This is a genomic window from Nocardia sp. NRRL WC-3656 (assembly GCF_000720265.1).
In the GTDB taxonomy this organism is placed as follows: Bacteria; Actinomycetota; Actinomycetes; order Mycobacteriales; family Mycobacteriaceae; genus Nocardia; species Nocardia nova.
On sequence record NZ_JOJF01000002.1, the window covers coordinates 503,895 to 515,607 of the forward strand.

At 69.9% G+C, this 11,713-nt stretch carries 9 protein-coding genes and 1 pseudogene; 3 read left to right on the top strand and 7 right to left on the bottom strand.

Annotated features, from left to right (window positions below):
• Positions 1-16 precede the first annotated feature (16 nt).
• Together IG65_RS0105140 and pdhA are read right to left on the bottom strand one after the other, a co-directional pair.
• Positions 17-997 (bottom strand): alpha-ketoacid dehydrogenase subunit beta, encoded by a 981-nt coding sequence (locus IG65_RS0105140; protein ID WP_030513654.1) that lies wholly within the window; start codon positions 995-997, stop codon positions 17-19.
• Positions 994-2,109, bottom strand: coding sequence for a pyruvate dehydrogenase (acetyl-transferring) E1 component subunit alpha (gene pdhA, locus IG65_RS0105145; protein WP_051755373.1), 1,116 nt, complete (start codon positions 2,107-2,109; stop codon positions 994-996). Before pdhA ends, IG65_RS0105140 begins: the two co-directional genes overlap by 4 nt.
• Positions 2,110-2,295: 186 nt before the next feature.
• On the opposite strand from pdhA, the pseudogene IG65_RS0105150 reads away from it, so the two are divergent.
• The 3 genes and pseudogenes from IG65_RS0105150 to IG65_RS0105160 all read left to right on the top strand — a co-directional run.
• Positions 2,296-2,778: pseudogene (locus tag IG65_RS0105150) on the top strand (Lrp/AsnC family transcriptional regulator); the annotation flags it as partial.
• A gap of 185 nt (positions 2,779-2,963) precedes the next feature.
• Complete coding sequence (locus IG65_RS0105155) at positions 2,964-4,181, top strand: benzoate/H(+) symporter BenE family transporter (protein ID WP_051755402.1); 1,218 nt, start codon at positions 2,964-2,966, stop codon at positions 4,179-4,181.
• Between the two features lie 62 nt (positions 4,182-4,243).
• Positions 4,244-5,059, top strand: a complete 816-nt coding sequence (locus tag IG65_RS0105160; RefSeq protein WP_030513658.1) for a sulfurtransferase — start codon at positions 4,244-4,246, stop codon at positions 5,057-5,059.
• Here IG65_RS0105160 and atzF read toward each other — a convergent pair whose 3' ends face one another.
• The 5 genes from atzF to IG65_RS0105185 are packed head-to-tail and all read right to left on the bottom strand — an operon-like array spanning position 5,060 to position 11,609.
• Positions 5,060-6,655, bottom strand: a complete 1,596-nt coding sequence (atzF, locus tag IG65_RS0105165) for an allophanate hydrolase (RefSeq protein WP_030513659.1) — start codon at positions 6,653-6,655, stop codon at positions 5,060-5,062.
• Between the two features lie 10 nt (positions 6,656-6,665).
• On the bottom strand, positions 6,666-8,687 hold the full coding sequence (locus IG65_RS0105170) for a 5-oxoprolinase/urea amidolyase family protein (protein WP_081879259.1): 2,022 nt from the start codon (positions 8,685-8,687) through the stop codon (positions 6,666-6,668).
• Positions 8,684-9,304 carry an urea amidolyase associated protein UAAP2 gene (locus tag IG65_RS0105175; RefSeq protein WP_030513661.1) on the bottom strand — a complete coding sequence of 207 codons (621 nt, stop codon included), beginning with the start codon at positions 9,302-9,304 and terminating at the stop codon, positions 8,684-8,686. The genes IG65_RS0105170 and IG65_RS0105175 overlap by 4 nt, the downstream gene beginning before the upstream one ends.
• Positions 9,301-10,053 (bottom strand): DUF1989 domain-containing protein, encoded by a 753-nt coding sequence (locus tag IG65_RS0105180; protein WP_030513662.1) that lies wholly within the window; start codon positions 10,051-10,053, stop codon positions 9,301-9,303. The genes IG65_RS0105175 and IG65_RS0105180 overlap by 4 nt, the downstream gene beginning before the upstream one ends.
• Positions 10,054-10,085: 32 nt before the next feature.
• Positions 10,086-11,609, bottom strand: coding sequence for an amino acid permease (locus tag IG65_RS0105185; protein ID WP_030513663.1), 1,524 nt, complete (start codon positions 11,607-11,609; stop codon positions 10,086-10,088).
• Positions 11,610-11,713 lie beyond the last annotated feature (104 nt).

Genomic DNA, 11,713 nt, shown 5'->3' on the forward strand with positions numbered 1-11,713 from the left:
TCTGTCCGAACAGTTATCAGGCGGCGAAGGTTCGATCGACCGCGTCGAGAATGCGGTCCGGGTCTGGCATGTGGTGCCGTTCGAGCTTAGCCGGGGGATAGGGGATGTCGAAGCCACCGACGCGCAGGACCGGCGCCTCGAGGTAGTAGAAACACCGTTCGGCGACGCGCGCGGCGATCTCGGCACCGAGTCCGGCGAAGACGGGCGCCTCGTGTGTGACGATCAGCCGGCCGGTCCGGCGCACCGATTCCTCGATGGTGTCGAAGTCGATCGGCGACAGGCTGCGCAGATCGATCACCTCGAGTGAATGACCCTCTCCGGCTGCGATTTCGGCCGCCGTCAGGGCGGTGGCGACCATCCCGCCGTAGGCGACGAGGGTGGCGTCGTGGCCCGACCGGCGGATGCGTGCCCGGTGCATGGGCAGCGGATCGGTGTCCAGAGCGGTGAAATCGAGATCGGCCTTGTCCCAGTAGCGTCGCTTCGGTTCGAAGAAGACGACCGGGTCGTCGCACGCAATCGATTGGCGCAACAGCCGATACGCGTCCTCGGGCGTGCTCGGCGACACCACGCGCAGTCCGGCGGTATGCGCGAAATACGCCTCCGGCGACTCCGAATGATGTTCGACCGAACCGATTCCGCCGCCGAAGGGAATCCGGATGGTGATCGGGGCGCGGACCTTGCCCTGCGTGCGGTAGTGGATCTTGGCGACCTGCGAAACGATCTGGTCGAAGGCCGGGTAGACGAATCCGTCGAACTGGATCTCGCACACCGGCCGCAAACCACGCAGTGCCATTCCGAAAGCCGTTCCGATGATGCCGGATTCGGCCAGCGGCGTGTCGATGACGCGATTGTTACCGAAGTCCTTCTGCAGCGTGTCGGTCACCCGGAAGACGCCGCCGAGCCGCCCGATGTCCTCACCCATCAGCACGACCTTCGGATCGTCCTCCAAGGCCCGGCGCATCCCCGTGTTCAGCGCGTTCGCGAAGGTGGTGATCATGCCCGTACTCCTTCCTCGAAACCCGCCAGGTATCCGGCGTACTCGTCGCGCTCGGCGGCGATCAGGGGATGCGGGGTGGTGTAGACGTGCTCGAACAGCTGCATCGGATCCGGATCGGGCATGTCGATGGTCGCGGTGCGGACCGCGGCACCGACCGCGTCGGCGCGCTCGGTGACCTTCCGCTCGAAGTCGCTGTCCCACAAACCCTCTCGCTCGAGCAGCCGTCGCATGCGGTCGATCGGGTCGCGGCGCTTCCACAGTTCGGTTTCCGCGGCCGAACGGTAGCGGGTGGGATCGTCGGCGGTGGTGTGCGGGCCCATCCGATAGGTGATGGCCTCGATGAACGAGGGGCCGCCGCCGGCGCGGGCGCGGGCGACGGCCTGGCGGGTCACCGCCAGCACCGCCAGCACGTCGTTGCCGTCGACCTGGACGCCCGGTATGCCGTACCCGTAGGCGCGCCGGACGATCGGCGTCTGGCTCTGCACCTCTACCGGTTCGCTGATCGCCCAGTGGTTGTTCTGGCAGAGGAACACCACCGGCGCACTCCAGGTGGCGGCGAAGCCGAGCGCCTCGGCGATATCGCCCTGACTGCTGGCGCCGTCACCGAAGTAGGTCAGCACCGCGATCTCCGCACCTTCCAGGTGTGCGGCGTAGGCGTAACCGGTGGCGTGCAGGCCCTGAGAGCCGACGACGATGGCCGGATTGGTCATATTGATCTCGTCCGGATCCCAGCACGAATGCGCGACGCCCCGCCACAGCCGGGTGATGAGAGTGGGATCCACGCCGCGGCAGTAGGCGACACCCGCCTCGCGGTAGCTGCAGAAGACATAGTCGTCGTCGTGCAGCGCGCGGGCCGAGCCGATCTGCGATGCCTCCTGCCCGAGCAGCGGGGCCCACAGGCCGAGCTGGCCCTGCCGCTGCAATGCGGTGGCCTCGACGTCGATGCGGCGGGTGACGACCAGGTCCTCGTACAGTTCGCGCAGTTCGGCCGGACCGATATCCGAGATCAGGGCCGCGTGCTCGCGGTCGAGAACGCGGCGCCCGTCGGGCTGAACCAGTTGCACGGGATAGGGGTTCGTCCCGGTGTCGTGCCTGGTTGTGGTGTTGTGCACAGCCGTCACCTCCTTGTTGCCGCGTACGACGGGGTCTTCCGTCCCTCGCGATCCGGCGGACTGCTCTTCGCCAGCTGTGTGCTGTACTTCACAGCATCCACGATTGAGCGGGATGCGCAAGTGGCGACATGCGAACTGTGCACAATGCTCGATCCCGACCGGGTCAGAACTGTCATACTGCGTAACATGCCCAGTGCCGAACCCGCTCCGGCGACTATCGACGCCACCGACGCCAGGCTGCTGCTGGAACTGGTTGCCAACCCTCGTGCCACCGGGGTGGAACTGGCCACGCGGCTGGGGCTGTCCCGTAACACCGTGCAGGCCCGGCTCGCCCGATGGGAGGCCGCCGGTGTGCTGGCCGGATTCGAGCGGCGGGTGGACCCGCGCGCACTCGGTTACCGGCTCGCGGCCTTCGTCGCGGTGGTGGTCGATCAGCATCGGCTCGCCGACGTGGTGGCCGAACTCGCCGAGATCCCCGAGGTCACCGAGGTGTGCGGCACCACCGGGCAGACGGATCTGACCGTTCGCGTGGTCGCGCGCGACGCCGACGATCTGTATCGGATCACCGGCGCGATCCTGAAGATCGCGGGGGTGCAGCGCACCAATATGGCGCTGGTCATGCAGCAGTTGGTCGGGCCGCGCACCGCGCCGCTGCTGCAGCGACTGGCCGGAGCCGACGAGGCGGCAGCATCGCGACAGGACGCCGGACGAACCGACGCAGGGCGATCCGATGCCGGCGAGAATTCGGTCCAGTTCCGGCGTACTGGCCGCTGACGGCGGGGCCAGCCGCCCGCGAAGATAGCTCGGTGACTGCCACCGCCGATTCCGCATCCCGCCCGCCCGATGTCGCCGAGATACAGCCGGGCCTCCAGGCGGCGGTCGAGGGCGAGCACGGGCCCGGCGGTGCCGGACAGGCGGTCGGCGCCGGGATCATCGCGGCGCTGGTCGGTTTCACCAGTTCGTTCGCCGTCGTGCTGGCGGGACTGACCGCGGTCGGCGCGACGCCGGCGCAGGCCGCCTCGGGCCTGCTGGCCGTCTGTGTCACCCAGGCGCTGGGCATGTGGATCCTGAGCCGGCGCTATCGCATGCCGATCACCCTCGCCTGGTCGACTCCCGGTGCGGCGCTGCTGGCCGGCGCCGGCGCGGTGACCGGCGGCTGGCCCGCGGCGGTGGGGGCGTTCGCGGTCACCGGCGTATTGATCGTTCTCACCGGCTGCTGGTCACGGCTGGGCCGGCTGATCACCGCGATCCCGGTCGAGATCGCGCAGGCCATGCTCGCCGGTGTCCTGTTGCCGCTCTGCCTCGCGCCGCTGCGGGCCTTGACCACCTCGAGTGCGGCAGTGGTGGCGCCCGTGCTGGTGGTGTGGGTGGTGCTGCAGCGGTACGCGCAGCGGTGGGCGGTGCCCGGCGCCTTCGTCACCGCGGTGGCCGGGGCGGGAATCGCGATGATCGCCGGACATCGCTCGATTCCGGTCGCCGATCTGATTCCGAAGCTGGAAATCACTGTGCCGCACTGGAGTTGGCAGGCCGTCATCGGCATCGCGATTCCGCTGTACGTGGTCACGATGGCCGCGCAGAACATCCCCGGCGTGGCGGTCATGAGCTCGTTCGGCTATCGGGTGCCGTGGCGGGCGTCGATGACCGTCACCGGCCTGGGAACCATCGTGGGCGCCCCGGCGGGCGGACATGCGATCAACCTGGCCGCGATCAGCGCGGCGTTGGCGGCCGCGCCCTCGGCCCATTCCGATCCGCGCCGGCGCTGGGCGGCCACCATGGCCGCCGGGGCGTCCTATCTCGTGCTGGCCCCGGCCGCCGCGGCGCTGGTCGCGCTCGCCGCCGCCGCGCCCGCCGGTGTGCTGGAAACCGTTGCCGGACTTGCCCTCCTCGGCACCTTCGCCGCCGCCCTCACCGCGGCGCTCGGGGTGGCCGAACATCGCGTCGCGGCCACGGTGACCTTCCTGGTCTCGGCCTCCGGGATCGCGGTATTCGGCATCGGCGCCGCGTTCTGGGCGGTGGTCGCGGGCCTGGTCGTGCGGTGGATGCTGACTCGCCGGGACGCGCCCGTGTCGTAGGCTGACACGTGTTCGCGTCACGGGTACATCTGTTGACTGAGGAGCCGGGCTTGACCGCGGTACTGATCTCCCCCGAAGAACTCCGGAAATCGCTGGCGGACAGCGAGAGCCGGACGCATCTGCTGGATGTGCGCTGGGCGCTGGGCGATCCCGACGGTCCCCAGCACTATCTCGCCGGCCACATTCCCGGCGCGATCTTCGTCGATCTGGAGACCGAGCTGGCCGCCCCGCCCTCCCCGGCGCACGGCCGCCACCCGTTGCCGACGCTTACTCACCTGCAGAAATGCGCGCGCAGCTGGGGACTGCGCACCGGGGAGCCGACGGTCGTCTACGACGCCACCGGCGGCATGGCCGCCGCCCGGGCGTGGTGGCTGCTGCGCTGGGCGGGCCTGCGCGACGTGCGCATTCTCGACGGCGGTCTGCCCGCGTGGGAGCGCGGTGGCGGCGATCTGGCCGTCGGCACCGAACCCGACCCGGCGCCCGGCGACGTCGTGCTCACCCCCGGCAATATGCCGGTGGTGGATGCCGACGAGGTCGCGGGCTGGCCGGGCGCGCTGCTGGACGCGCGAGCCGGGGAACGCTATCGCGGGCAGGTCGAGCCGATCGACCCGCGCGCCGGCCACATTCCCGGCGCGGTGAGCGTGCCGACCGCGGAAAACCTCACGTCCGAGGGCACTTTCAAAACTCCGGACCAGTTGCGGGCGCGGTTCTCCGATCTCGTCTCCGGTCCGGTGGCGGTGTACTGCGGTTCCGGGGTGACCGCCGCGCACCAGATCGCGGCGTTGTCGGTCGTCGGAGTGTCGGCCGCGCTGTACCCGGGTTCGTGGTCGCAGTGGTCGTCGGATCCGGAGCGTCCGGTCGCCACGGCCCTGGATTGATCAGCCCACGGCCCCGGCCGCGAGGGCCGCGCGCCAGTCACCGTATTCGCTGATGTCCTTCCCTTCCGCGGCGGCGGTCCCGTCACATCCGAATGCGGTGTGCCAGGTGCCGTCGTCGAGTTCGACGGCGCCCAGCTGCATCGGCGCCGGTAGTGCGGCGAGGAAGCGGCCGAGGGCGGCAGGGGAGAGCGACCAGCGTTCGCCCGCGACGGACACACCACCCTCGCAGCGGGTCACCGCGGGTTTCGGTGGGGTGGTGTCCAGGGCGGCGAGGCGATAGGCCGCGGCCGTGCGGACCGGCCCGGCCCAGCGTGCGCCGAGCGCATGCAACTGGTGTTCCAACGGCTGGCCGCGCAGATGGGCCCCGAACACGATCAGCTCGCACACCGGCGCCACCGCGAGGGGCCACGGCCGCGTGATCTCCGCATCACCGGTGATCGACACGGCGATGTCCAAGGCCACCGCATCCTCGAACGGCCGAGCGAAAACCGTGACACCGAAACAGGATTCGCCCGCCATGCCGGCTGGTACGGCCACCGCGCACAGATCGAACAGATTGCAGAAGTTGGTGTAGGTGCCCATGCGGGAGTTGATTCCGATCGGATCCGCCTGGACCTGCGAGATGGTGGGGTGCATCGGTGCGGTCGGCGCGATCAGGGCGTCGGCGTTACCCAGACTGTCCATCGCGAGGGCACGCAGGCGCTCGAGTTCGGCGCGATCGGCGACCAGCCGATGCGCCGGAATCGCGCCCGCGGCGCGGATGATGCTCGCGACGGTGGGGTCGACGGCGTCGGGCCGCGACTCGACGAATTCGCCTACCGCGGCGTATCTTTCGGCGACCAGCGCCCCGTCGTAGAGCAGCCGGGCCGCGGCCAGGAACGGCTCCGGGTCGATCTCCACGATGGTCGCGCCGCGCTGCCGTAACACGGCGACGGCCCGCTCGAAGGCCGCCCGCCACACCGGGTCGAGTTCCGGCAGGTCGGCGAAGATCGCGACGGTCGGGCGCGGCGGCGCCGCCAGCCTGGTATCGGCGGGCCAGGCACGCCCGGGCGCCCCGGCGGCCATCACACCCATCGCCTGGTCGGCACGTGCCGGGTCGGCGGCGAAGATCGTCACGCAATCGTAGGAACGGCAGGCCGGGACGACCCCCTCGGTGGAGACGACTCCCACGGTCGGTTTGATGCCGACGATGCCCTGCAGCGCCGCCGGAACGCGCCCGGAACCCGCGGTATCGGTGCCGATGGCGATATCGGCCGCACCGGTCGCGACGGCCACCGCCGACCCGGAACTCGAACCGCCCGAGATGAATTCGGGCCGCCGCGAATCGGAGACCGGACCGTAGGGAGAGCGGGTGCCGACCAGACCGGTCGCGAATTGATCCATATTGGTCTTGCCGACCACCACCGCACCCGCGGCGCGCAGGGCCGCGACCGCGGGCGCGTCGCGGTCGGGTAGATAGGCGTAGTCCGGGCAGCCTGCGGTCGTCGGCAGGCCGGCTACGTCGACGTTGTCCTTGACGGCGACCCGCAGGCCTGCCAGCGGGCCCGGGCCGTGCGCGCCCGGATCGTCGGCACAGCGGTGAATCCAGATGCTCACGTCGGTGTCCTCATCCTCGTTCGTGCAATTCGCCCGCCGCCTGCCACGAATCACGCTCGGCGGCAAACGCTTCCGCCTGAACCGCGCGGAAGGCGGCGATGGATTCGGCGTTGGCGGACAGGAAATCGCGGTATTCGGCGAGACGGAATTCGCCCTCCTCCGCACGCAGTACGCCACGGCCGCGGGCGACGTCGGCCCGCAGGTCCAGCAGTTCCTCCGCGGATACCGGATACCAGCGGATGCGATCGAAATACCGCAGCAGCCAGGGATCTTCGGCCTCGCCGGTGGACCGGTGGTTCCACACTTGTGTGGTGCGGCCGACGAATTGATAGCCGCCGGGCCCCTCCATGCCGTAGATGCACAGGTAGGCGCCGCCGATGCCGACCGCATTCTCCGGCGTCCAGGTGCGGGCCGGATTGTATTTGGTGGTGACCAGGCGATGGCGCGGATCGGTCGGCGTGGCGACCGGCGCGCCGAGGTACACGTCGCCGAGCCCGAGCACGAGGTATTCGGCGGCGAAGACGGTATCGAAAACGTCTGCGACCGTGCCCAATCCGTTCATCCGGCGAATGAACTCGATATTCCACGGGCACCACGGCGCATCGGCCCGCACGCCGTGCATATAGCGGGTGATGGCCTCCCGCGTGGCCGGATCGTCCCACGAGAGCGGCAGGTGCACCGTGCGGCTCGGCACCACCAGTTCCGCGGCCGAGGGCAGGGCGGATTCGGCCTCGCGCAGCAGTCGCAACAGTTTCGGCGTGGCCAGCCGGTCCGGATCGAAACGCACCTGCAGCGAACGGATTCCGGGTGTCAGTTCGGTGATCCCCGGCCCGGCGTATTCGAGCAGATGCCGGTGCAGGGCGTGGACGCGGGCGCGCAGCCCGAGATCCAGTGTCATATCACCGTATTCGACGAGTACGCCGTCGTCGCCGGCACGGCGATAGGTGACGGCGGTGGTGTCGTCGGCGTCGGCGCGGGCCAGGATGCCGTCGTCGCCGTCACCGCCGTCGGACAGCACGATCGGCCAGTCGGCGCGCCGGGCCGGGCCCAGAGCGCGGATCGAGGCGGCGCGGTCGGCGCGCACCGGGACGAAGCGCACGGTGTCACCCGGACAGAGCTGGCCGAGTTTCCAGCGCTCCGCCGCGACAACCGTGACGGGACAGACGAATCCGCCGAGGCTGGGACCGTCCGGCCCCAGCAGGATCGGCGTATCGCCGGTGAAGTCCAGGGCGCCGACCGAATAGGCGGTGTCGTGGATGTTCGAGGGATGCAGTCCGGCCTCGCCGCCGTCGCTGCGCGCCCAGTGCGGTTTCGGTCCGATCAGCCGCACTCCGGTCCGATCGGAGTTGAAATGCACCTCGTAGTCGGTGCCCAGGATGGTGTCGATATCGGCCCGGGTGAAGAATTCCGGTGCGCCGTGCGGACCCTCGGTGACCGCGAGTTCCCATCGTCGCGTCAGCACCGGCTGCTCGGCCATCGGCACGCCGGCCCCGATGGGGCCGGTCGCCTCGCCGAGGGCTAACCGGTCGCCGGCCCGAAGGGCGGCGCCGGTGCCACCGCCGAACCTGCCGAGTGTGAAAGTGGCCGCGCTGCCGAGATAGTCGGGCAGGTCCAGACCGCCGGCGAACAGCACGTAGGTCCGCATCCCCGGCCCCTGCACGGCGCCGATATCCAGCGTGCCGCCCGCCGGGACCTCCAGGGTGCGCCACTGCCGTACGCGCTCGCGGTCGACGGTCACCGTCGCGGGCGCACCGGTCACGCACACCCGGGTCGCGGTGCGGAATCGCAGCGCCGGCCCCGCGAGGGTGCATTCGAGTCCGGCCGCGCCCTCGTCGTTGCCCAGCGCGCGGTTGCCGAGCCGGAACGACAGGTCGTCCATCGGTCCCGACGGCGGGACACCGACGTGCCAGTAGCCGACGCGGCCCGGCCAGTCCTGCACGGTGGTGAGCATGCCCGGGCGCACCACCTCGATGCCGGCGGCTTCTGTGTCCGGAGTCGTTGTGCCGAACTCGATTTCGGTCGCTGTCGTCATTGCGTCACCACCATGCGTACCGGCGTCGGATCGAATCCGTTGCAGGGGTTGTTGATCTGCGGGCAGTTGGAGATCAGGACGAGGGTGTCGATCTCGGCACGCAGCGTCACCGACTTACCCGGTGCGGAGAGCCCGTCGACGATGCCGAGGGTGCCGTCGGCCTCGACCGGAACATTCATGAACCAGTTGATGTTCGAGACCAGATCGCGTTTGCCGAGCCCCCATCGCAACGCCTCGGTGAGGAAGTTCTCCACGCAGGCGTGCTGATGGCGGGTGTGGTGGCCGTAGCGCAGGGTGTTGGATTCCTGCGAGCACGCGCCGGCGATGGTGTCGTGGTTGCCGACCTCGTCGGCGACCACTGTCATCAGTGCCGTCCCCGATTCGGCACGGAGCACGCTGCCTGTGGTCAGGAAGATGTTGCGCTGGGCGGCGACGGTCGCCTGGGCGCTGTAGCGGTCGGCGTGGTCGGCGGCCGAGTAGAGCAGGCAGTCCACCGCCTGGTTTCCGTACAGGTCGATGATCTGCCACTGCTGGCCCGCCCGGACCACGGTCGACCACGGCGCGCAGGCGGCCACGGTCTCGTCCAGGACGACGGTGCGTTCGGTCACGGTGGTCATGCGATCGCCTCCGGATCGTGTGCGGCCAGCCAGGCCTGTTCGGTGTTCTCCACGGCCCGGCGATATTCCGGCTCGGTGTCTTCGGTGCCCTCCGGCTCCCCGGCGCCGCGCCAGGCGACCACGTCCAGCGGCGTGGCGGGCCGGTCGTCGAGCGGATGCGTGCCGTTGGCTATCAGGACGGTCAGCGGCAGGTGGATCAGCAATTCGACGGAGCTGCCCGGGCCGGCGCTGCCGGTGGCGGTGAGGGTGCCGTCCGCGCCGACGCGCACACCGCGGAACAGTGCGACCGAAGGGCCGATATCGCGCGGTGTGAGACCGTGTTTCGCTCCCGCGACCCGCAGCGTTCGCCGTACCTCGGGGGTCGGTCCGCACAGCGTGTCGTGCCGGCCGGACGTGTCGGCGACGATCGTGGCGATGACGCGCCCCTGATCCGAGAGCAGCGGATGGCCCGGGCCCGGGTAGGCCTGCCACGGCACCTTGATCGTGTCGGCGACGTTCAATCGTTCCCACGGTGCCTCGGCCCGCAGGAGCAGCAGGTGGGCACCGGCGGCGCCGTCCGGATCGGCCAGCCGGAGCCGGGTGCCGCGGGCGAGCACCGCGGTGGTGTATCCGTTGCCCGGAACCCGTTGGGCGAAGGTCACTTTCGTGGGGTCGAGGCCGTCCGGCAGATCGGGGCCGGCGACGGTGGCGGCCGCGGCTTGCGCTCGCGCGTGGTCGCGGGCGCCGACGGTGGAGGCGGTTGCGGACATGGTGTCTCCTCGCAGTCGGATGGAAAGGTCCCTCAGGCGGGTTGCGGCGCGGGCCGGGCCTCGGCCGACGCGGCGCGGGGTGTGACGATGCGGTGCACGACCGCGCCCACCGCGACGGTCAGGAGCAGGAACAGCGGTGCGGCCCAGAGCATCCACCAGTCGCCGCCGGCGGGCGTGTACACCTCCGGGCGCGGCCAGGCCAGATTCACCGCCATCGCGATGCCCCACACCACCGCGGCGACGTTCACCGCGATGCCGTAGCGACCCAGCGAGAACAGGCCGGGCTCGGCGGCGGGCAGCCCGCGCAGCCGCCGGATCAGCAGCGGCACGGTGACCAGCAGATAGGCCACGTACAGCGTGACGATGCAGACGCTGGCCAGCGTCGCGAACAGCGCGGCGTTGCCGAGGTTCACCACCAGCAGCGCCACGGCGAGCACGCCGATGATCACCGCGGGCAGGATCGGGGTGCCGAAGCGCGGGTGCACGGCGGCCAGCCGGGACGCGAACGGCAGGCGGCCGTCGCGGGCCATCGAGAAGATCAGTCGTGAACCCGCGGTCTGAATGGCCAAGGTGCACACCGTGATCGCCACCGCGACACAGCCCAGCAGCACGGTGCCGGCCGGACTGTCGAGTTTGGCGGTGATCACGTAGGCCAGTCCGTCGGTGGCCAGGTGGCCGTCGCTGACGCTCGGTGCGGCCATCAACGCGCCCAGCAGGAGCAGGCCGCCGCCGAGGGCGGAGGCGGCGAGCGCCAGCAGGATGGTGCGCGGTGCGACCCGGCGCGGATTCTTGGTCTCCTCGGAAAGCTCTCCGGCGGAATCGAATCCGACCATCACGTAGGCGGCCATCAGGCCGGAGACCAGAAACGCCGCCCAGTACGGGCCGGGCGCCGCCTGGTCGGTCTGCAGGACCACATCGGCGCCGCGTTCGGTATGGGTGAAGAACAGGGCGATGACGGCGAGCACACCCACGATTTCGACGGTGACGCCGATCGAATTGATCCGGGCCATCAGATCGATGCCGATCACGTTGATCACCGTCGTGATCACGAGCAGCACGCTGCCCAGCAGGACCGCGTTCGCCGCGCCGTCGGTGGAGGTGAGGGCGGTATCGGTGCCGACCAGTTGGAAGCCGCTCCAGATCGAGGGCAGGACCACCTGTAGCGCGATGGCGGCCGCGGCGGCGGTGACGATCTGGGCGATGATCATCATCCAGCCCGCGAACCAGCCGACCACCTCACCGGCGAGCCGGCGCGACCACTGGTAGATGCAGCCCGAGATGGGATAGCGCGCGGCGAGTTCCGCGAAATTCAGCGCGACGAGGAACTGGCCGGCGAACACGATCGGCCAGGTCCAGAAGAAGGCGCCGCCGCCGAAACCGTAACCGAATCCGAAGAATTGGAAGATGGTGGTGAGGATCGAGACGAAGGAGAATCCCGCGGCGAACGAGGCGTAACGGCCGAGCTTGCGATGTAGCACCGGCTGATATCCGAAACGTTCGAGATCGGCGCTGTCACCGATCGGGGATTGCGAGGGGGGATCGAGTGCGATGGCCATGGGCTGTCCCTAAGTTTGTAGGTGTCTGGGGTTGGTGCCCTGGATGCCCAGAGCGGTGGGGTGTAGCTGATGGGTTTTTGCCTTGTTCGAGGCTCCGAAGGACT

Coding starts and splice junctions, on each gene's coding strand:
- IG65_RS0105140 (WP_030513654.1), bottom strand. CDS start 997: ATGATCACCACCTTCGCGAACGCGCTGAACACGGGGATGCGCCGGGCC.
- IG65_RS0105170 (WP_081879259.1), bottom strand. CDS start 8,687: ATGACGACAGCGACCGAAATCGAGTTCGGCACAACGACTCCGGACACA.
- IG65_RS0105175 (WP_030513661.1), bottom strand. CDS start 9,304: ATGACCACCGTGACCGAACGCACCGTCGTCCTGGACGAGACCGTGGCC.
- IG65_RS0105180 (WP_030513662.1), bottom strand. CDS start 10,053: ATGTCCGCAACCGCCTCCACCGTCGGCGCCCGCGACCACGCGCGAGCG.
- IG65_RS0105185 (WP_030513663.1), bottom strand. CDS start 11,609: ATGGCCATCGCACTCGATCCCCCCTCGCAATCCCCGATCGGTGACAGC.